At 72.4% G+C, this 19034-nt stretch carries 20 protein-coding genes; 10 read left to right on the top strand and 10 right to left on the bottom strand.

Features of this window, described 5'->3' with window-relative positions; translation table 11 throughout:
- The first annotated feature begins 90 nt into the window (after positions 1 to 90).
- The 7 genes from ABD331_RS44225 to ABD331_RS44195 all read left to right on the top strand — a co-directional run bounded on the left by ABD331_RS44225 (position 91) and on the right by ABD331_RS44195 (position 7020).
- Positions 91 to 1599: an ABC transporter permease gene (locus ABD331_RS44225; protein WP_344489125.1), complete on the top strand. Its 1509-nt coding sequence runs from the start codon at positions 91 to 93 to the stop codon at positions 1597 to 1599.
- 47 nt (positions 1600 to 1646) lie between these two features.
- Entirely contained in the window at positions 1647 to 2615 is a 969-nt protein-coding gene (locus ABD331_RS44220) for an ABC transporter permease (protein WP_344489122.1), read from the top strand.
- Positions 2615 to 3649: an ABC transporter ATP-binding protein gene (locus tag ABD331_RS44215; protein WP_344489119.1), complete on the top strand. Its 1035-nt coding sequence runs from the start codon at positions 2615 to 2617 to the stop codon at positions 3647 to 3649. The genes ABD331_RS44220 and ABD331_RS44215 overlap by 1 nt, the downstream gene beginning before the upstream one ends.
- Positions 3646 to 4653 carry an ABC transporter ATP-binding protein gene (locus ABD331_RS44210; RefSeq protein ID WP_344489116.1) on the top strand — a complete coding sequence of 336 codons (1008 nt, stop codon included), beginning with the start codon at positions 3646 to 3648 and terminating at the stop codon, positions 4651 to 4653. The genes ABD331_RS44215 and ABD331_RS44210 overlap by 4 nt, the downstream gene beginning before the upstream one ends.
- Positions 4654 to 4702: 49 nt before the next feature.
- A complete protein-coding gene (locus tag ABD331_RS44205; protein ID WP_344489113.1) occupies positions 4703 to 5347 on the top strand; it encodes a GntR family transcriptional regulator in 645 nt (214 codons plus the stop codon).
- 114 nt (positions 5348 to 5461) lie between these two features.
- Positions 5462 to 6691, top strand: coding sequence for an MFS transporter (locus tag ABD331_RS44200; RefSeq protein ID WP_344489110.1), 1230 nt, complete (start codon positions 5462 to 5464; stop codon positions 6689 to 6691).
- Positions 6692 to 6756: 65 nt separating this feature from the next.
- Complete coding sequence (locus ABD331_RS44195; protein ID WP_344489107.1) at positions 6757 to 7020, top strand: hypothetical protein; 264 nt, start codon at positions 6757 to 6759, stop codon at positions 7018 to 7020.
- Positions 7021 to 7028: 8 nt separating this feature from the next.
- Here ABD331_RS44195 and ABD331_RS44190 read toward each other — a convergent pair whose 3' ends face one another.
- Positions 7029 to 7769, bottom strand: a complete 741-nt coding sequence (locus ABD331_RS44190) for an SDR family NAD(P)-dependent oxidoreductase (RefSeq protein ID WP_344489104.1) — start codon at positions 7767 to 7769, stop codon at positions 7029 to 7031.
- Between the two features lie 79 nt (positions 7770 to 7848).
- Between ABD331_RS44190 and ABD331_RS44185 the strand changes: the two genes are divergently transcribed.
- Entirely contained in the window at positions 7849 to 8406 is a 558-nt protein-coding gene (locus tag ABD331_RS44185; protein ID WP_344489101.1) for a TetR/AcrR family transcriptional regulator, read from the top strand.
- 306 nt (positions 8407 to 8712) lie between these two features.
- On the opposite strand, the gene ABD331_RS44180 is transcribed toward ABD331_RS44185, so the two are convergent.
- The gene (locus ABD331_RS44180) at positions 8713 to 9513 is read right to left on the bottom strand and encodes an alpha/beta fold hydrolase (protein ID WP_344489098.1); all 801 of its coding nucleotides are present in this window, start codon (positions 9511 to 9513) and stop codon (positions 8713 to 8715) included.
- A gap of 12 nt (positions 9514 to 9525) precedes the next feature.
- Positions 9526 to 10389 (bottom strand): RNA polymerase sigma factor SigJ, encoded by an 864-nt coding sequence (sigJ, locus tag ABD331_RS44175; protein WP_344489095.1) that lies wholly within the window; start codon positions 10387 to 10389, stop codon positions 9526 to 9528.
- Positions 10390 to 10604: 215 nt separating this feature from the next.
- Here sigJ and ABD331_RS44170 point away from each other — a divergent pair, with 215 nt between their 5' ends.
- Positions 10605 to 11480 carry a M23 family metallopeptidase gene (locus tag ABD331_RS44170; RefSeq protein WP_344489092.1) on the top strand — a complete coding sequence of 292 codons (876 nt, stop codon included), beginning with the start codon at positions 10605 to 10607 and terminating at the stop codon, positions 11478 to 11480.
- 6 nt (positions 11481 to 11486) lie between these two features.
- Here the strand turns inward: ABD331_RS44170 and ABD331_RS44165 are convergent, their stop codons facing one another.
- Genes ABD331_RS44165 through ABD331_RS44135 form a run of 7 tightly spaced genes read right to left on the bottom strand, consistent with a single transcriptional unit; the run spans position 11487 to position 18001 of the window.
- Positions 11487 to 11666, bottom strand: coding sequence for a hypothetical protein (locus tag ABD331_RS44165; protein WP_344489089.1), 180 nt, complete (start codon positions 11664 to 11666; stop codon positions 11487 to 11489).
- Between the two features lie 54 nt (positions 11667 to 11720).
- Positions 11721 to 12650: a fumarylacetoacetate hydrolase family protein gene (locus tag ABD331_RS44160; protein ID WP_344489086.1), complete on the bottom strand. Its 930-nt coding sequence runs from the start codon at positions 12648 to 12650 to the stop codon at positions 11721 to 11723.
- Positions 12650 to 13582 (bottom strand): VOC family protein, encoded by a 933-nt coding sequence (locus ABD331_RS44155; protein WP_344489083.1) that lies wholly within the window; start codon positions 13580 to 13582, stop codon positions 12650 to 12652. The genes ABD331_RS44160 and ABD331_RS44155 overlap by 1 nt, the downstream gene beginning before the upstream one ends.
- Positions 13579 to 14721, bottom strand: a complete 1143-nt coding sequence (locus ABD331_RS44150) for an amidohydrolase family protein (RefSeq protein ID WP_344489080.1) — start codon at positions 14719 to 14721, stop codon at positions 13579 to 13581. The genes ABD331_RS44155 and ABD331_RS44150 overlap by 4 nt, the downstream gene beginning before the upstream one ends.
- Positions 14718 to 16022, bottom strand: coding sequence for an FAD-dependent monooxygenase (locus ABD331_RS44145; RefSeq protein WP_344489077.1), 1305 nt, complete (start codon positions 16020 to 16022; stop codon positions 14718 to 14720). The genes ABD331_RS44150 and ABD331_RS44145 overlap by 4 nt, the downstream gene beginning before the upstream one ends.
- A 7-nt stretch (positions 16023 to 16029) precedes the next feature.
- Positions 16030 to 17007 (bottom strand): cyclase family protein, encoded by a 978-nt coding sequence (locus tag ABD331_RS44140; RefSeq protein ID WP_344489075.1) that lies wholly within the window; start codon positions 17005 to 17007, stop codon positions 16030 to 16032.
- Positions 16997 to 18001, bottom strand: coding sequence for a fumarylacetoacetate hydrolase family protein (locus ABD331_RS44135; protein ID WP_344489072.1), 1005 nt, complete (start codon positions 17999 to 18001; stop codon positions 16997 to 16999). The genes ABD331_RS44140 and ABD331_RS44135 overlap by 11 nt, the downstream gene beginning before the upstream one ends.
- A 98-nt stretch (positions 18002 to 18099) precedes the next feature.
- Between ABD331_RS44135 and ABD331_RS44130 the strand changes: the two genes are divergently transcribed.
- Positions 18100 to 19008, top strand: a complete 909-nt coding sequence (locus ABD331_RS44130; RefSeq protein ID WP_344489069.1) for a LysR family transcriptional regulator — start codon at positions 18100 to 18102, stop codon at positions 19006 to 19008.
- Positions 19009 to 19034: the final 26 nt, after the last annotated feature.

Here is a 19034-nt window from a genome sequence, read left to right as displayed (position 1 = left end):
CCGATCACTCTGAACCACCCGGCGCGGAGCGGAGGACTCCCGGGCCCCCCGCTCCGCGCCAGCACCACTCATGAACCAAGGAGATAGCGAGTGATCGCCTTCATCGCGCGAAGATTGATCGTCTCCTTCTTCGTGCTCCTGGCGGCCACCATGGTCATCTACGGGCTGACGGCGCTCGCGGGCGACCCGCTGGAAGACCTCAGGGAGCTCCCGGGCGCCGACCGGGAACGGAAGATCGCCGACCGCGTCGAGCGGATGAACCTCGACACTCCCCTCCCCCTCAGATACCTGGCCTGGCTCGGGAACCTGTTCCGTGGCGACCTCGGCGTCAACCGCGACGGCCAGGACGTGGCCGTGCTGCTCGGCAACGCCCTCTCGGCCACCCTCCAGCTCGTCGTGGCCGCCACCGTGCTGGCCGTCATCATCGGCGTCGTCGTGGGCATCGTCTCGGCGCTGCGGCAGTACAGCGGCTTCGACTACTCGGTGACCTTCACCGCCTTCGTCTGCTTCTCGCTCCCGCTCTTCTGGGTCGCGGTGATGCTCAAGCAGTACATCGCGATCGAGTTCAACGACTGGCTGGGCGACCCCGTCATCCCGCCCGCGGTCATCGCGGTGATCTCGCTGGTCGCCGGGCTGATCTGGGGCGCGCTCTGGGTCGGCGGCCGGCAGGCGCGGCTGGCCGCGTTCGGCCTCGGCGCCGCCGCCACGGCCCTGACGCTGACGCTGCTGTCGGCCACCCGCTGGTTCGCCGATCCCGGCATCGGCGTCGTCCTGCTGGCGATTCTCGCGGGCGGCACCGCGGTCGGCGTCACCGCGCTGATCTCCGGGCTGCGCTACCGCGACCCGCTCTACGCCGCACTCTCGGCCGCGGGGATCGGCGTGCTCTGCTCGCAGCTCCTGGATCCGGTGCTGGCCGACCCGAGCTGGCTGGAGATCTTCGGCCTGGCGCTGCTGACGGTGGCCGTCTGCGTGGGGCTCGGCTACGCGCTCGGCGGGCTGCTGCGCCGCCAGGCGATCCTCGCCGCCGTCCTGACCGGGCTGGTCACCGCCGGGCTGATCTTCCTGGACCGCATGCTGCGCGGCTTCGCGGAGTACAGCGACTACGTACGCGGGCGCCCGATCGCCACGATCGGCTCCAGCACCCCCAACTTCGAGGGCGACTTCTGGCAGACCAACCTCGACGTGGCGGGCCACCTCCTGCTGCCGACGATGGCGCTGATCCTGATCTCGCTGGCCACCTACACGCGTTACAGCCGCTCCAGCATGCTGGAGGTGATGAACCTGGACTACGTGCGCACCGCGCGGGCCAAGGGCCTGGCCGAGCGTACGGTGGTCACCAAGCACGCCTTCCGCAACGGGATGATCCCCATCACCACGTTGATGGCCTTCGACTTCGCGGGCGTGATCGGCGGCGCGATCGTGACCGAGAACGTGTTCGGCTGGCAGGGCATGGGCAGCCTGTTCCTGCACGGGCTGCAACAGGTGGACCCGGCCCCTGTCATGGCGTTCTTCATCGTCTCCGGGAGCGCGATCGTGCTGTTCAACATGCTCGCCGACATCATCTACGCCTACCTCGACCCGCGGATCAGGCTGTCATGAGCGGCCAGTACACCGCCGATCACTCCGGACCCACAGGAGAGCCGCCCATGGCGATCGATGCGCAGGCCGCGGTGGCCGCGCAGGGCATGACCGTCGTCGCCCGCACGCAGAGCCAGCTCGTCCGCCGCCGCTTCTTCCGGCACCGGGCGGCGCTCATCGGCATGCTGGTCTTCGGCTCCGTCGTCCTGCTGGCGTTCACCTCCATCGGGTTCGGGCCCGTCCCGGGCTGGTGGGACAAGAGCTACCTGTCCACCGGGTCGGTGGTCGACCAGGGCAGGCCGACGCTGAGCCTGGTGCCGGAGTTCCTGGGCGGCGAGGGCATCCGCTGGGGCGAGCACCCGTTCGGCCAGGACAACATCGGCATCGACTACTTCGCGCTCACCATGCGCGGCACCCAGCAGTCGATCATCGTCGCGTTCATCGTCGGGCTCGTCGCGACGACGGTCGGCACGCTGGCCGGCGCCTTCGCCGGATATTTCAGGAAAAAGACCGAAGCGGTGCTCATGCGGCTGACCGACGTGATGATCACCATCCCGGTGCTCATCATCGCCGCCATCGTCGGCCGCACGTTCGGCGACTCGGGCATCGTCATCCTGGCCGTCTGCATCGGCCTGGTCACCTGGCCCACGCTGAGCCGGCTGATCCGCGGCGAGTTCCTATCGCTGCGCGAGAAGGAGTTCGTCGAGGCCGCGCGGGCGCTGGGCACCTCCTCCCGCCGCATCATCTTCCGGCACATCCTGCCGAACACGGTCGGCGTCATCATCGTCAGCGCCACCCTGGCCATCGCGAACGCGGTGCTGCTGGAGTCGGCGCTGTCCTTCCTCGGCGTCGGCGTGCAACCGCCCGACGTCTCGCTCGGCCAGCTCATCGACACCTACCGCAGCGCGATGACGACCCGCCCGTGGCTGTTCTGGTGGCCGGGCGTCTTCATCATCGCGATCGCGCTGTCCATCAACTTCATCGGTGACGGTCTGCGCGACGCGTTCGACCCTCGACAGACCCGGGTGCGTGCCTGATGACCGACCTTCCCGCCGAGATCCTCCGCGTGAAGGACCTGGCCGTCGAGTTCCCCACCGAGGACGGCGTCGTCAAGGCGGTCCGCGGGGTCTCCTACGCCCTGCACGAGCGCGAGGTGCTCGGGATCGTCGGCGAGTCCGGCTCCGGCAAGTCCGTCTCGTCGCTGGCCGTGATGGGGCTGCTGCCGCGCGGCGCCCGCGTCCGGGGCAAGATCAGTTATCGCGGCGACGACGTACTCAAGATGTCCGCCCGCAAGCGGCGCGACCTGCGCGGACGCAAGATCGCCATGATCTTCCAGGACCCGATGACCGCGCTCAACCCGGTGCACACCGTCGGCGACCAGCTCGCCGAGGCCGTGCTCGCCCACGACCTCGTGCCGCGCAAGCAGGCGCTCGCCCGCGCCAGGGAGATGCTCGACCTGGTCGGCATCCCGCAGGCCGAGCAGCGGCTGCGCAGCTACCCGCACGAGTTCTCCGGCGGTATGCGGCAGCGCGCGATGATCGCGATGGCGGTCATCAACAACCCGGACGTCATCATCGCCGACGAGCCGACCACCGCGCTCGACGTGACCGTCCAGGCGCAGATCCTGGAGAAGCTCCTGGAGGTCAAGGACGCCGTCAACGCCGCGATCGTGCTCATCACGCACGACCTCGGCGTGGTGGCGGGCATCGCCCACCGGGTGCTCGTCATGTACGCCGGCAAGCCGGTCGAGATCGGCGACACCGACACGATCTTCTACCGGCCGCGCATGCCGTACACCGCGGGGCTGCTCGGCTCGATGCCGTCGCTGGAGACGTCGGGCGGGCGGCTGCGGCCGATCAAGGGCGCCCCACCCTCCCTGATCAACCTGCCGTCGGGCTGCCCGTTCTCGCCGCGCTGCCCGCTGGCCGACACCCGCTGTCACGGCGAGGAGCCCGCGCTGGCGGAGGTGGACGAGGGCGGGCACTACGCCGCCTGCCACCACTGGGACCAACTGGCCGCGGTGGCGGATCCCACCGCGCTGTTCCGTACGGAGAGTGAGCCCGTCACATGAGCGTTCAGGTCACGCAGGAGCACCTCCTGGAGGTGGAGGACCTGGTGATGAGCTTCCCCGTACGCGGCGCGGGGTTCCTGCGCAAGGTGGCGGGCCACATCCAGGCGGTGAGCGGCGTCTCCATGCACGTCGACCAGGGTGAGACCCTCGGCGTGGTGGGCGAGTCGGGCTGCGGCAAGTCGACGACAGGCCGGGCCATCCTCCAGCTCCACAAGCCCACGTCGGGCTCGGTGCGCTTCGAGGGCAACGAGCTGACGACGCTGTCGCCGAAGCGGTTGCGCGCGGTGCGGCGCGACATCCAGATCGTCTTCCAGGACCCCTACGCCTCGCTCAACCCGAAGCTGCCGGTCAACGACATCATCGCCGAGCCGCTGAAGGTGCACGAGCGGTGGAAGGACACCGGCCCCGCGAAGGTGTCGGAGCTGCTGGAGCTGGTCGGGCTCAACCCCGAGCACGGCAACCGGTACCCGCACGAGTTCTCCGGCGGCCAGCGCCAGCGCGTCGGGATCGCCCGAGCCCTGGCGCTGGAGCCCAAGCTGCTGGTGCTGGACGAGCCGGTGTCGGCGCTGGACGTGTCGGTGCAGGCCGGGGTGATCAACCTGCTGGAGGACCTCCAGGACACGTTCGGCCTGTCGTACATCTTCATCGCGCACGACCTGTCGGTGGTCAGGCACATCTCCGACCGCGTCGCGGTGATGTACCTCGGCAAGATCGTCGAGACGGGCGCGCGCGACGACGTCTACGACCGGCCCGTCCACCCCTACACGCAGGCGCTGCTGTCGGCCGCGCCGACGGCCAACCCCGAGGAGGAGCGCCGCAGGCAGCGAATCATCCTCACCGGCGAGGTGCCGAGCCCGCTGGACCCGCCGAGCGGGTGCCGGTTCCGTACGCGCTGCTGGAAGGCCCAGGAGATCTGCGCCGCGGAGGAGCCCGCCCTGATCGACCGGGGCACCGGGCATCCGGCCGCCTGCCACTTCCCGGAGGTGAACACCAAGGTGGTGTGAGCCGCAAGCATAGATACAAGGTTGCATTCATAGCTGGTACGCTGCGGGCATGCCCGAACCCGCGAAGCGTCCCTCCGCCGCGCACACCGCGTACGCGGTGACCAAGGAGCTGATCCTGTCCGGCGAGCTGGCCGGCGGCAGCCTCATCAGCGAGGGCGAGATCGCCGAGCGGGTCCAGGTGAGCAGGACGCCCGTACGGGAGGCGTTCCTGCGCCTGGAGTCGGAGGAACTGCTCGCGCTGCACCCCAAGCGCGGCGCGGTGGTGGTGCCGGTCCCGCCCGGCGAGGCGGCGGACGTGCTGGAGCTGCGGCTGGCGCTCGAACGCGCCGCCGCCGAGCGGCTCGCCCACATCGGTCTGCCGGAGGAGCACCACGGGCGGATGCGGGAGCTGCTGGCCCGGCAGCGGGCCCTGGCCGAGGTGGCGGACGTCGGCGGGTTCGCCCACGCCGACGAGGCGTTTCACCGTTGCATCGTCGAGGCGTCGGGGAACCGGCTGGCCGCCCGGTTCTACGCCACCCTGGGCGATCGGCAGCGGCGGATGAGCGTCCACGCGCTGCGTCCGCGGCCTGAGCGGCTGGCGCTGCTCGCCGATGAGCACGAGACGCTGCTCGGACACCTGATGAGCGGTGACAGCGCCGCCTTCTCCGAGGCGCTGCTCGACCACCTCACGGCCACACACGGCTCACCCCACTGACCCCCCCGGGCCGCCCGCCCCGCTGGCCCCAGGCCGCCCGCCCCGCCGCAGCCCTCGTCCCATGCCCCTCCCCCCAGGGCCTCGATCACGATTCCCGAAAGCCCTGCCCTCCGCATGTCGCACACCTTCCCCGCCTCCGCCCTGTCACGTCCGAACGCCTGGCGCGGCGTCGCCGCGGCGATGTTCGCCTGCGGCTGGGGCGGCAACCAGTTCACCCCGCTGCTGCTCATGTACCGCCGCCTGGGCGGCTACTCGGCGCTCAGCGTGGACGCCTTCCTCGGCGCGTACGTCGTGGGCCTCGTGCCGGGCCTGCTGCTGGCCGGGCCGCTGTCCGACCGGCGCGGGCGGCGTCCCGTGCTGGTGGCGGGCACCGTCGCGTCGGCCGTCGCGAGCCTGGTGCTCTGCTTCGGCGGCCACGGCGCCTGGCCCATCTACGCGGGCCGCCTGATCACCGGCTTCGCGGTCGGCGTCGCCATGGCCGTGGGCACGAGCTGGGTCAAGGAGCTGTCGTCCGGCGGCGACAGCGGGCTGCCCGCGCGCCGCGCCTCGCTCTGCCAGACGGCCGGGTTCGGGCTGGGGGCGGGCGTCGCGGGCGCGCTCGCCCAGTGGGGTCCTGCGCCCATGGTCACCCCGTACGTCGTGCATGTGCTGCTCACGGCGGCGATCCCCGTGCTGCTCCTGCGGGTGCCGGAGACCCGGCCGCGGCTCCCGCTGCGCGGCCTGCTCTCCGCCCTGGTGGACGACCTGCGCGTGCCCGCGCCCTCCCGCCGGCGGTTCCGGCTGGTGGTGCTGCCGATGGCGCCGTGGGTGTTCGGCGCGGCCGGGCTGGCGTACGCGGTCATGCCGCAGCTCGTCGGCTTCCGCGTGGGGTCCTGGGGACTGGCGTACGCGACGGGGCTGACCGTGCTGACGCTGGGCATGGGCGTGGCCGTCCAGCCGGTCGCCAAGAGGCTGCGGGCGGGCGCTCCGGTGGTGGCGATGAGCGTGACGCTCCTCGGCGCGATGCTGTGCGCGGCGAACGCCGTGGTGCTGTCGCCCTGGCTGGCCGCCTGCGCCGCCGCAGTTTTGGGGGCCGCGTACGGCGTCGCGGTGGTGTCGGGGCTGCTGGAGATCCAGCGGATGGCGGGGGCGGACGACCTGGCCGGGCTGACCGGGATCTACTACACGCTCGCCTACGCGGGGTTCCTGCTGCCGACCCTGCTGGCCACGCTGTCGGCCTGGCTGTCCTACCCGGTCATGCTCGCCGCGGTGGCCGTCGCCGCCCTGGTCTGCCTGGGGCTCGTCGTGACCGGCTCCCGGGTCACGGCCGTTGCCGTGCCAGCAGAAAGAGCAAAAGCCCTTTGAGAGGAAGTGCCGTGTCTAGCGTGAGGGTGTAGGCGGTTCCAGGACTTTCCCGGGGGGATGATTCTGTGACGTTCTCGACGATCTTGGCGGCGGTCTTCGTGATCGCGTTCGTGATCATCATTGTGAGCATGGTCGTGTCGCTTACGGGCGGGCGGCCTTCGGGGCGGCGGCGGCCCGCACGGCGCGGGCACTCCGCGCATCACCACCACCACACCGTGTTCGGCGGTGGAGGCTGGGGGTTCGGTGGCGGTGACAGCGCGAGCTACTCGGGAGGCGATGGCGGCGGTTGCTCGGGGGGCGACGGCGGTGGTGGTGGCGGCGGAGGCTGAGCGCGCTTTCAGGCCGCGGACCAACCGCCGTCCACCGGGACGATCGCGCCGTTGACGAACGAGGCGGCGTCCGAGGCCAGGAAGAGCGCCGCCTCGGCCATCTGCTCCGGCTGGGCCAGCCGCTCCCCCAGGGCGAGCACGGGCCCGAGGCGGGCGGCGCCGGTGGCGTCGAAGGACGTGCCGTTGGCGATGTTGGTCATCGTGGGGCCGGGCAGGATGGCGTTGCAGCGGATGCCGTCCTTGGCGTAGGCCCAGGCGACGCTCTTGGTCAGGCCGACGACGCCGTGCTTGGAGGCGGTGTAGGCGGCGCCGGCCGCGCCGCCGCGGATGCCCGCCTCGGAGGCGGTGTTGACGATCGCGCCGCCGCCCTGGCGCAGCATGTGCGGCAGCACCGCGTGGGTGACCAGGAAGGTGCCGGTCAGGTTGATCCGCAGCACCCGCTCCCACTGGTCGAGGGGGATGTCGGCGGGCAGGGCCATGGTGTCCATGATCCCGGCGTTGTTGCACAGCACGTCGATCCGCCCGTACGCGCTGATCGCCGCCTCGACGAGCGCGGCCACCGAGGACTCGTCGCCGATGTCGGCGGCGACGGCGGTGCCGGCGACGTCGGCGGCGGTGCTCGCGGCGCTGTCGGGGTCGATGTCGCAGGCCACGACGCGGGCGCCGGCCTTGGCGAAGGCGACGGCCATCGCCCTGCCGATGCCCGAGCCCGCACCCGTCACGAGGGCGACACGGTCGTCGAAGGTCATGGTCAAGGTGGTCCTCTCGGTCGGGTGGGCCGCTCCCGCGACAACCGGACTGTCTCGTCCGGTTGGTACGATAGCCGCTGTGACCGCCGCCCGTCGACCCAACCGAGGCCCGAGGGCCGCGGCCCACAACAGGGCCGCGTTGATCGCGGCGGCCCGCGAGGCGTTCGCGACCGCCGGGTACGACGCCTCGCTCACCGAGGTGGCGCGGGCGGCCGGAGTCGGGCAGGGCAGCCTCTACCGGCACTTCCCCGATCGCGTCAGCCTCGCCCTCGCCGTCTTCGAGGACAGCATCGCCGAGCTGGAGTCGCTGGCCGCCAAGCCCGGCACCACGCTCGACGAGGTGCTGGCCCTGGTCACCGAGCAGGCCATCGCGCAGACCACGTTCATCACCATGGTCAGCATCCCGCCGCAGCCCGACCCGCGGATCCTGGCGGTCCGCGAGCGGCTGGCGCGGCTGCTGGAGTCCGGGCTGGCCGAGGCCCAGCGCGCGGGGCGGATCCGCGCCGACGTCTCCACCGGCGACCTGGTGCTGGCGGTCGGCATGCTGGCGCTCATGCTCACCGAGATCCCGGCGTCCGAGCGCACGGAGACGGCGGCGCGGATCTGGCGGATGCTCCGGCACGGCATCGAGACCTGAGCCCTCGCCGAGCCTGCGGCGCCACGGAGCGTTCCGGAACACCCGGACGAGCGGCGCCGCTCCAGAACGCCCAGGCGAGCGGCGCCGCTCCAGAACGCCCAGGCGAGCAGCGCCGCTCCAGAACGCCCAGGCGAGCGGCGCCGCTCCAGAACGCCCAGGCGAGCAGCGCCGCTCCAGAACGCCCGCGTCAGGGGCGCCGCTCCAGAAGGCTCCGGCGAACAGCGTCGCTCCAGGACGTCCGGCTCAGTGGCGCCGTTCCAGGACGCCCGGGTCAGCGGTGCCCCGGAATGTTCCGGAGCGCCCTGGTCAGCGAGGTTCTGGAACGTTCCAGGCCGATTTGGTGATGAGGGCGGCGACCGCGTCCGGGTCGTCGCTCATGCAGACGTGGCCGCAGCCGGGCAGCGACCCGACGCGCACGTCGGGCGGCAGCTCGTCGAGGTGGCGGGCCACCCCGGGCAGGAGCAGCAGGTCCCGCGAGCCGAACGCGACGGTCGTCGGGACGCCCAGCGGCGCGCCCGCCAGGTATCGGCGCCTGGCCGTGGCCTGCAGCGTGGCGGCGAAGCCGGGGCAGCGTCCCATGGCCTCGATGCTCGCGCGGGCCTGGCCAGGCGTCACCCGCAGGGGCCTGGCGTGGGTCTGACCGAGGACGAGTACGCGTCCCAGCCGGAAGTCCACCAGGCGCGACAGCAGGCCGGTGGCGTGCTCGGCGCCCCACCGGATCATGCGCAGGCTGATCCGCTGGTAGAGCGGCGTGTCACCGCGCCACAGGCCCGCCGGCGACACCAGGGTGAGCGAGGCGGCCGGGCGGATGGCGGCGAGTTCGAGCGCGACCCAGCCGCCGAGCGAGTGGCCGGCGAGGTGCGGCGAGTCGATGCCGAGGCCGCGCAGGAAGTCCGCGACGATCGCCGCCAGGGCGGCCGGTAACGGCTCGATGCGTTCGGGCAGCGGCTCGGACTCCCCGAACCCGGGCAGATCGACGGCCACCACGTCGAAGCGCTCGGCGAGCGCGGGGATGACCGGGTTCCAGGCGTCGCGCATGGCGCCGAGGCCGTGCAGCAGCACGAGGGGCGGTCCGGCGCCCTTGCGGGTGTACGCGAGTGACGACACGTGCTCTCTCCTTCACTGGGTGACCCGGCGCAGCTTGCCGGGGTTGACCACGAGGTCCAGCTCGGTGATCAGGCCGCCCGCCACGGTGAAGCCCATCACCCCGACGACCGTCCCGCCGGCCTCGAACACCAGGCCCGCCGAGCCGTTGACCGTGCTCGTCCGCGGTGTGACGGCGTTCCTGGCCACGACGCCGAGCAGCAGCCGGGCGACGTTCACCGCGCCGGTGACGGGGCGGCGCGCCACCCCTGGCACCAGGCCTCCGCCGTCGGAGCGCAGCACGACCTTCGGGTCCAGGACGCGTACCAGCTCCTCGACGCCGCCGTGGAAGCACGCCTTCGCGAACGCCTCCACCGCGTTGGCGTGCTGCCCCCGGTCGGGGGTGAAGCGCGGCGCGCGGGCGCGGACGTGCGCCCTGGCCCTGGCGACGAGCTGGCGGCAGGCCGCCTCGCTGCGGCCGACCGTGCGGGCGACCTCCTCATAGGACAGGCCGAACACCTCGCGCAGCACGAACGCGGTCCGCTCCGCCGGGCTGAGCGATTCGAGCAGGACGAGCACCGCCATGCTGACCGACTCGTCCAGGGTGACCCGGTCCTCCGGCCCCGGCACGGCCGGGGCGCCGACGAGCGGCTCGGGCAGCCACTGCCCGACGTAGCTCTCGCGCCTGGCCCTGGCGGAGCCCAGCTCGTCCAGGCAGATGCGGGCGACGACCGTGGTGAGCCAGGCCCGCACGTCGCGCGGCTCGCTGCCGCGCGCGCGGACGAAGCGCAGGTACGCCTCTTGTACGACGTCCTCGGCGTCGGCCAGCGTGCCGAGCATCCGGTAGGCGACCTCGGTGAGATGGGGCCGGTACCGCTCGAACTCATGGGCGGTGTGCATACCTGTTAGACGACGCAGTCCGCGGCGCTGTGACAAGAGGCCTGTGGGGGCGCGTCATCTTCCCGTCATCGGAGAAGCCGGAAACTTTCACATCGACAGGGATTGATGAAGAGATCTTTCGGGGATATCTTCACGATCAAGCCGCCCCTCACCCGGGGCGGAGCGACTGGGCGTTCGACCGTACCCCCCTCCACCCCCTGCTTCACGAGGTGAGCATGCCCAAGATCGGTAAGCCCGTCCTGCCCCTGGCCGCCCTCGCCCTCGCGGCGGCGCTGCTCCCCCAGCCCGCCTCAGCCGACTCCAGCACCGCCCTGGCCACCCACAAGAGCCCGTTCAACTGCGGAAAGACCTTCTACGCCAACAACTGGCTGCCCGACCACAACCCGTCGGGCTCGATCGACTGGCAGGACTACGGCGGCGACGACATCAACGGCGAGACCGTCCGCGCCACAGCCGCCGGCACCGCCTACTTCTACGACGCCGGCAACACCAGCTACGGCAAGTGGATCGAGATCCGCCACGGCGACGGCACCAGAACCCGCTACGCCCACCTCGCCACCATGGCGCGCGCCGCCGGCGGCTCGATGAGCGTCGGGCAGGGCACCGCCATCGGCACCGTCGGCTCCACCGGCGGCTCCAACGCCCCGCACCTGCACTACGAGCAGCGCACCTCCACCGGGGCGATGGACACCAGCCCGACCGTGGACGGCGTGACCATCGCCCTGGGCCAGAAGAAGGCCGTCACCAGCACCAACTCGTGCGGCGGCGGCAACCCCTACACGGCCGAGGAGGTGTGCGGCAGCGGCTACACGGTGATCGACTCCGCGGCGCTCACCGGGGGGCGCACGTACCTGCTCTACAACTCGGGCAACGGCAACAACTGCGTCGCGACGCTGAAGACGACTAACGTGGGGACGGCGTCGTCGATGTCGGCCTTCCTGGAGCCGCAAGGGGAGAGCAGGACGACCAACTCGGGCAGCTTCGGCTACTACGCGGGGCCTGTGGTGCGGTCGGCGGCCGGGCAGTGCGTCAAGTGGGGCGGGTCCGTGGGGAGCAGCTCGTACACCAGCCCGTTCGAACACTGCGGCTGAGCGGCCTCACTGCGGCTGGCGGCGCACTCTGCGCCGCCGGGGCCCGCCCTCGGAGCGTCGCCTCTCGTCCCTGATCGCCAGCCGCACCGCCCAGTAGACGATGAAGAACAACAGCACCGCCGGCACGATCCCCCACACCACGAGTAAAAGGCCCTCGGCCATCCCCATCCCCATCCCCATCCCCATCGCCGAAGTGAAGAGATCTCCCGGCTCAACCTACCTCGGCGCGGCGCGCGTTGATCAGGCCGGGCGGCTTCTCGGGCGGGGCCTGGCTCGGGGGATGGGTACGGGGGCCGCGCCCGGGACCACGGTGTTGCGGATCGAGCCGATGCCCTCGACGGCGATCTCGACCACGTCGCCCGGCTTGAGCGGCGGCGGGGACTGCTCGCCGCGCAGCCCCCACAGCTCGGCGAGGCAGCCGCCGTTGCCGCAGGTGCCGGAGCCGAGCACGTCGCCGGGCCGGACCCAGGTGCCGCGCGAGGCGTAGGCGACGAGCTCCTCGAACGGCCAGCCCATGTTGGACAGCAGGTCGCGGCCGATCTCGGTGCCGTTGACGCTGACGGTGAGCCCCAGGCTCAGGAAGCCTTCGGCGTCGCGGTACGGCTCCAGCTCGTCCGCCGTGACGAGCCACGGGCCGAGGGTGGTGGCGGTGTCCTTGCCCTTGGCCGGGCCCAGGTTGACCTGCATCTCGCGGGACTGCAGGTCTCGGGCCGACCAGTCGTTCATGATCAGGTATCCGGCGATGTGCTGCCGCGCCCGCGAAGGGGTGAGGTCGCGGCCCGGCGAGCCGATGACGGCGGCGACCTCCAGCTCGAAGTCGAAGGCGTGGCAGCCGGGCGGCATCGGCACGTCGTCGTGCGGGCCGATGACGGCGTACGGGTTGGTGAAGTAGAAGGCGGGGGCGTCGTACCAGGCGTCCGGCACCCCGGAACGGCCGTCAACGCTCCTGCGCACGCCCTCGACGTGCTCCTCGAACGCGACGAAGTCGCGGACGGTGGGCGGCTGGAACGGGGCGAGCAGCCGCACGTCCGCCAGGGGGATGGGCACGCCGGTTCGCACGTCATGGGGGACGTCGAGCGGGCCGACGCCGTCGGGCAGGGGCCGCACCACGTGGTCTTGGACGAGGCCGCAGCGGGTGCGTCCGCGGTGGGTGAAGGTGGCGATCCTCATCAGACGGGCGGGGCGACGAAGACGCCGCGGTCGACGTCGTTGAACGATTCCTTGGCGACCAGCTCGTTCATCGGGTTGGCGGTGCCCCACTGGTCGGTGACCTCCGGCTCGGAGAAGTCGTAGACGTGCGGGTGCCAGGCGTCCTCGTCCAGCTCCTCCAGCTCGGTGGTGTACTCGACGGTGTTGCCGTGCGGGTCCATGAAGTAGGAGAACGTGTTGTCGCCCGCCAGGTGGCGGCCCGGTCCCCAGATCATCCGGACTCCGGCGCGCAGCAGGCGGCCCGTGCCGTACATGTACTCGTCGAGGCCGCGCAGCTCGAAGCTGATGTGGTGCAGGCTGGCGTGCGGGCCGCGGGCGATGGCCATGCTGTGGTGCCGCGGGTTGCAGCGCATGAAGTGCATGACCTGGCCCATGTGCGGGTGGGCGAGGGTGTCGGACAGGGCGAAGCCGAGGTGGGTCTCGTACCAGGTGCGGGTGGCGTCGATGTCGGGCGCGTTGAGCACGACGTGCGAGAGGCGGACCGGGACGGACTCCTTGGCCTCCAGCTTGCGGTGCTTACGGACGGCGACGTCGGCGGAGACCTCGACGGTGCGGCCGTCGAGGTCGAAGAAGCGGAAGCCGTAGCCGCCGCCGGGGGTGTCCAGCTTGCCCGGCTCGGAGATGATCCCCACCTGCGCGGCGCGCAGCCGCTCGGCCAGGGCGTCCACGTCCGCCGGGGTGGCGGCGCCGAAAGAGACCAGGTCCAGGCGCTTCTCCCCCGCCTTGCGCAGCCGGATGACGTACTGCTCGGGCGAGCCCTCGGCGGCCAGGAAGCTGATGCCGTTGTCATTGGCGACCTCGGTCAGGCCCCAGACGCCCGCGTAGAAGTCGCGCTGCTTGGCGTAGTCGGGCACGGCCAGATCGACGTGCCGCAGGTGGGTGATGAGTCTCATGCGGGATCCTTCAGGTCGAAGAGCCTTGCGGCGTTGCCGCCGCGTACGGGGGTGTCCGCCAGCCCGGCCGCGCGCAGGGCGGCGAGCGGGTCGGGGTCGCCCATGTCGAAGGGGAAGTCGGAGCCGAGCAGCACCCGCTCCTGCCCGGCCACCCTGACCAGCTCGCGCAGCACCGCCGGGTCGTGGGTGAGGGAGTCGAAGTGCAGGTCGCGCAGGTAGCTGCTGGGCTCGCGGGCGCAGGTGCGGGCGTCGGGGCGGACCCGCCAGCCGTGGTCGGCGCGGCCCAGGTAGTACGGCAGGTAACCGCCGCCGTGCGCCGCCAGCAGCTTCAGCCCGGGGTGGCGGTCGAGCACGCCCGCGAAGATCAGGTGGGACAGGGCGACGGCGTTCTCGACGGGGTGGCCGACGAGGTTGGACAGGTACCAGCGGTTCAGGCGCTCGTCCAGGGTGCAGCCGAACGGGTGCAGGAACACCACCGCGCCCGTCCCGGCGGCGTGCGCCCAGAACGGCTCGTAGGCGGGGTCGGACAGGTCGCGTCCGGGGGCGTGGGAGGAGATCTCCACGCCCTTGAGGCCCAGGCCGAGCGCGTGGTCGAGGGCCTCGACCAGCAGCGAAGGGTGCTGAAGCGGGGCCAGACCGAGCCCGTGCAGCCGCCCCGGACGCTGAGACGGGGCCACGCCGAGCCCTTGCAGCCGCGCGGGGCGCTGAGACGGGGCCACGCCGAGCCCTTGCAGCCGCGCGGGGCGCTGAGACGGGGCCACGCCGAGCCCTTGCAGCGGCTCGGGGCGCTGAGGCGAGGCCGGGCCTGGCCGCCCGGAGGCGCAGTGGGCGGCCACGCCCTCGTTCGCCAGCCGCCACACCGTGCGGGCCAGGCCCGGGTCGGCCCAGTAGTGGTAGTGGGACGGCGACGGGCTGACGACCTGCACGTCCACCCCTGCCGCGTCCATCGCCGCCAGCCGATCGGCGGCCCGCGTGAGCAGCCCGATTCGCTCGCCGATCATCGCCCCCGACACGGCCAGGGCCTCGGGCCCGTTGCGGCGGGCGTCCAGCTCCCGGTGCGCCTCCAGCCCCGGCTGCCCGGCCACGGCCTGCTCGACCTCCGGCAGCAGGACGTGCGCGTGCACGTCAACGGTGATCATGGGCGTTCGCTCACCATCGCCGCGATCGTGCCCATCAGACCGGGCACGTCCGCGTCGCGCACCCCGTCGAGCTGCCAGCGGGCCAGCCGCACCGACGCCTCGACCACGGCCTTGACCCGGTCGTACCGGCGGTCCATGAACGCGTCGAACAGGCCCTGGTCGAGCCGGTCGGCGGCGAGCAGCAGCTCGGCCAGGACGGCGGCGTCCTCCAGGCACTGGGCGGCGCCCTGGGCGAGGGTGGGCGGGCAGGCGTGCGCGGCGTCGCCGATCAGGACGGTGCGGCCCCGGTTCCACGGCCGGTCCACCAGCAGCGACTCGAACCAGGTGTAGTTGATGCGGGCCGGGTCGGTGATGCCGGCGCGGATCTCGTCCCAGGCGCCGCCGTACCCTTCGGCGAGCGCGCGCAGGTGCGCGGCCTTGTCGCCGACGTCCTCGCGCGGGCGCGCCTTCTCGACCAGGTACGCGTACATGGTGTCGGCGCCGGTCGGGCAGTAGCCGGCGATGAAGCAGGGGCCGCCGTAGATCAGGTCGGTGCGCTCGACGTCCTTGGGGCGGCGGGTGTGGATGCGCCAGATTCCCATGCCGACCGGCTCGGGCGCGGCCTCGACGCCGATCAGGGCGCGGACGTGCGAGCGGATGCCGTCGGCGCCCACCACCAGGTCGTAGGCGCCGGTGGTGCCGTCGGAGAAGGTGACCTCAACCGTGTCCGACATCGCACCCGGCGCGTTGTCCGACACCATGCCCGGCCCGTTGTCCGACACCATGCCCGGCCCGTTGTCCGACACCATGCCCGGCACGTTGTCCGACACCATGCCCGGCACGTTGTCCGACACCATGCCCGGCGCGGTGCCCGACACGGTACTGGACACGGTGCTGGACACGGTGCTGGACACGGTGCCCGACACGGCGTCCACGGTGAGGCCGTACCGCATGGTGGCGCCCGCCTCGCGCATGGCGGCGGCCAGGATGGCCGCCAGCTCGGGGCGGTTCATGCCGAGCGTCGCGGGCAGGCCGGGGCCGCCGGTGCGGGCGTCGGGGATCTCGGCGATCAGGTCGCCGCCCGGGGTGCGCAGCCCGAGCGAGTCGAACGCGAACCCGGCCGCGCTCACCTCCTCCCACACGCCGAGGTCGCGCAGCACCCGCAGCGCGTTGCCCTGTAGCGTGATGCCGGAGCCGAGCGTGGTGGGGCCGGGCTCGATCTCGGCGACGTCCACGGTGACGCCGGCGCGGGCGAGCAGGATGGCCAGGGCGGGGCCGGCGGTGCCGCCGCCGACGATGAGGACGTTCCCTACTGCGGGCATGCGGGCCTCATTTGATGGCTAGGGGGTTGACGGGGGATCCGACCGCGCCGGTGATCGGCAGCGGCGGGGCGGTGAGGAAGAACTCGTACACGCCGTCGGCCGCGCAGTCGGCGGCCAGCGCGTCCAGGTCCCACATCTCGCCGACGAGCAGGCCAAGGTGCGGGATGACGACCTGGTGCAGGGGCTGGAACGCGTTCTCGAACTCGTTGGGACGCACCTCGAAGCCCCACGTGTCGGTGGCGACGGCGGCGATCTCGGTGCGGTGCAGCCAGCCGGCGCTCCAGAACGACAGGCCTGGCGACGGGCCGCCCGCGTAGTCGCCCCAGCCCTCACGCCTGGCCCTGGCGAGGCGGCCGGTGCGCACGCACACGAGGTCGCCGCGCCCGACCCGGACGCCGTGCGCCTCCGCCGTGGCCGTCAGGTGCTCCTCGGTGATGGCGAAGCCGTCCGGCAGCTCGCCGTACACGGCGGCCACGTCCAGCAGCACGCCGCGGCCCGCCACCGGGGCGGCCAGGTGCTCGATGCCGGTCACCCGGTCGCCCTCGCTGGTGACGACCTTGTCGGCGGGGCGGCCGTTCCACGCCCGGCCGTGGTCGAAGATGTGGCCGAGGCCGTCCCACTGGGTGGAGCACTGCAGCGGCATGGCGATCACGTCGTCCGCGCCGCCGAACCCGTGCGGGAAGCCCTGGTCGCCGTGGACGGCGTCCAGGCCGGTGTCGGTCATGGTGTGCACCGGGTTGGTACGGCGGCGCCAGCCCTTCTGCGGGCCGTCGGCGTCGAAGCGCTGGGACAGCGAGAACGTCACGCCCCGCCGCACCAGGACGGCCGCCGCCCGGCGCTCGGCCGGGCCGATGAAGTTGACGGTGCCGAGGACGTCGGCCTCGCCCCAGCGCCCCCAGTTGGAGTACGCCGCGGCGGCCTCGGCGATCGCCTGCTCGGCGCTCGCCGGGGCCGCCTGCCCGGCGGTGGCTCGGTCAGCCTTCATCCCGGCATCCGTTCCGCTGCGTGCCGAGCCCGGTGATCGTGCCCTCCATGACGTCGCCCGCCCGCAGCAGGCGGCCGTGGTGCAGGCCGTTGCCCGCCGGGCTGCCGGTCAGCACCAGGTCACCGGGCAGCAGCTCGACGGTCCGGGAGACGTAGGAGACCAGCCGCGCCACGTCGAAGATCATGTCCTTGGTGGACTCGTCCTGCATGACCTCGCCGTTCAGCTTGAGCGTCACGTGCAGCTCGCCCGGGTCGCCGACGAACGCGGCCGGCACCAGGTACGGGCCCAGCGGGGTGAACGTCGGCGCGTTCTTGGCGCGCAGCCAGTCGGTGCCGATCTCCGGCATGTCGCGGCGGAAGACCACCTCGCGGGCGGTGACGTCGTTGGCGATCGTGTAGGCGGCGACGTGTTCGAGCGCTTTATCAGGATTTATCCGGAACGCCGGGCGGCCGATGACCGCCGCCAGCTCCAGCTCCCAGTCCGGCTTCGTGCACCACGACGGGATCACCACGTCGTCGTACGGGCCGGTGACCGACGACGGCAGGCCGATGAACACGTACGGCTGATCCTCGGCCGCGCGCCGGTCCATCATCGCCGCCACCTCGGCCCGCACCCGTTCGGCGGGACGGCCGTCCGCGGGCTCGTGCGCCACGGCCAGGTCGATGACGTGGGTGCGGTAGTTGGCGCCGGACTGCAGGATCTGGCGCGGCTCGACCGGGGCGTGCACGCGCAGCTCCGCGAGCGGGCGCCACTCCCCCGCCGACGTCGCGGCCTCATGCAGAAGGGGCAGGACGTCGTCCCAGCGCTCCAGCAGCGCACGCGTGGTGGGGCCGTGGGCGCTCAGGTCGAGGACGCGGTCTCCGGCGACAAGGCCGGGAAAGACGGGGCCGGAAAAGGCGGGGCCGGGAGAGGCGGGGCCGGGAGAGGCGGGGCCGGGGGCGGCCGAGAAGGTGCCGAGCGCGAAGGGGCCGGCGAGGGACGGGGATGTTTCCACGAGGTTTCCTCCGGATGCGGTGCCTTAACCTTGAGCCATCCCGGGAGATCTGGGAAATCGATTCTTTGGATGCCGGCCATCGACGACATGGATAGTGCGTGGACCTCGCCAGCCTCGACCTCAACCTCCTGGTCGCCCTGCGCGCCCTGCTGGAGGAGCGCAACGTCACCAGGGCGGGCGTGCGCGTCGGGCTCAGCCAGCCCGCGATGAGCGCCGCCCTGGCCAGGCTGCGCCGCCACTTCTCCGACGACCTGCTGATCAGGCAGGGCAACCGCTACGAGCTGACCCCGCTCGGCACCGCCCTGCGCGCGCCCGCCGGCAACGCCTGCGCGGTGCTGGAGCGGCTGTTCACCAGCCGCGCCGACTTCCAGCCCGGCGCCGGGCAGCGCGACTTCACGCTGCTGTCCTCCGACTACGCCATCGCCGTCTTCGGCGCGCGGCTGGCGCGCGTCCTGCACGAGGAGGCGCCGGGCGTGCGGCTGCACTTCCGGCACGTGCCGCGCGACCTCGTCGAGAACCCCGAGGCCCTGCTGTCGGGGGTGGACGGCATGCTCATGCCGCACGGCGTGATCTCCGGCATGCCCGCGGTCGAGCTGTACCGGGACGAGTGGGTGTGCCTGGTGTCGGACGAGCATCCCGGCGCCGTCACCATGGATGACCTGGCGCGGCTGCCGTGGGTGGTCTACCAGCGCACCTTCGACGCGCCCGTCACCCGGCAGCTCACCATGCTGGGGCTGGAGCCGCGGGTGGAGGTGTCGGTGCAGAGCTTCCAGCTCCTGCCCGCGCTGGTGGCGGGCACCCGGCGGGTCGCGCTGGTGCAGCGGCGGCTGGCGGAGCTGCTGCGGGGGCTGGCTCCCGTACGGACGCTGCCGTGTCCCTTCGAGGCGGTGCCGTTGCAGGAGGCGTTGTGGTGGCACCCGGTGCACACGCACGACGCGGCGCACCGCTGGCTACGGGAGACGGCCGCCCGCGTGGCCGCCGACCTGGGCGACCCGCCGGGCGAGTAGCGGGCGGCCAGGCAGGGAGCGGACGG

Origin of the sequence: Nonomuraea monospora (assembly GCF_039531895.1) — a bacterium.
In the GTDB taxonomy this organism is placed as follows: Bacteria; Actinomycetota; Actinomycetes; order Streptosporangiales; family Streptosporangiaceae; genus Nonomuraea; species Nonomuraea monospora.
The sequence above is the reverse complement of the archived record's forward strand: the minus strand, read 5'-3'. Positions and strand labels throughout refer to the sequence as shown.

Excerpts from the sequence above, each read along its gene's own strand:
- ABD331_RS44205 (WP_344489113.1), top strand. The coding sequence starts at position 4,703 with ATGCCCGAACCCGCGAAGCGTCCCTCCGCCGCGCACACCGCGTACGCG.
- ABD331_RS44160 (WP_344489086.1), bottom strand. The coding sequence starts at position 12,650 with ATGAGGATCGCCACCTTCACCCACCGCGGACGCACCCGCTGCGGCCTC.
- sigJ (WP_344489095.1), bottom strand. The coding sequence starts at position 10,389 with ATGCACACCGCCCATGAGTTCGAGCGGTACCGGCCCCATCTCACCGAG.
- ABD331_RS44220 (WP_344489122.1), top strand. The coding sequence starts at position 1,647 with ATGGCGATCGATGCGCAGGCCGCGGTGGCCGCGCAGGGCATGACCGTC.
- ABD331_RS44190 (WP_344489104.1), bottom strand. The coding sequence starts at position 7,769 with ATGACCTTCGACGACCGTGTCGCCCTCGTGACGGGTGCGGGCTCGGGC.
- ABD331_RS44215 (WP_344489119.1), top strand. The coding sequence starts at position 2,615 with ATGACCGACCTTCCCGCCGAGATCCTCCGCGTGAAGGACCTGGCCGTC.
- ABD331_RS44200 (WP_344489110.1), top strand. The coding sequence starts at position 5,462 with ATGTCGCACACCTTCCCCGCCTCCGCCCTGTCACGTCCGAACGCCTGG.
- ABD331_RS44155 (WP_344489083.1), bottom strand. The coding sequence starts at position 13,582 with ATGAGACTCATCACCCACCTGCGGCACGTCGATCTGGCCGTGCCCGAC.
- ABD331_RS44170 (WP_344489092.1), top strand. The coding sequence starts at position 10,605 with ATGCCCAAGATCGGTAAGCCCGTCCTGCCCCTGGCCGCCCTCGCCCTC.
- ABD331_RS44210 (WP_344489116.1), top strand. The coding sequence starts at position 3,646 with ATGAGCGTTCAGGTCACGCAGGAGCACCTCCTGGAGGTGGAGGACCTG.
- ABD331_RS44150 (WP_344489080.1), bottom strand. The coding sequence starts at position 14,721 with ATGATCACCGTTGACGTGCACGCGCACGTCCTGCTGCCGGAGGTCGAG.
- ABD331_RS44165 (WP_344489089.1), bottom strand. The coding sequence starts at position 11,666 with ATGGGGATGGGGATGGGGATGGGGATGGCCGAGGGCCTTTTACTCGTG.
- ABD331_RS44140 (WP_344489075.1), bottom strand. The coding sequence starts at position 17,007 with ATGAAGGCTGACCGAGCCACCGCCGGGCAGGCGGCCCCGGCGAGCGCC.
- ABD331_RS44145 (WP_344489077.1), bottom strand. The coding sequence starts at position 16,022 with ATGCCCGCAGTAGGGAACGTCCTCATCGTCGGCGGCGGCACCGCCGGC.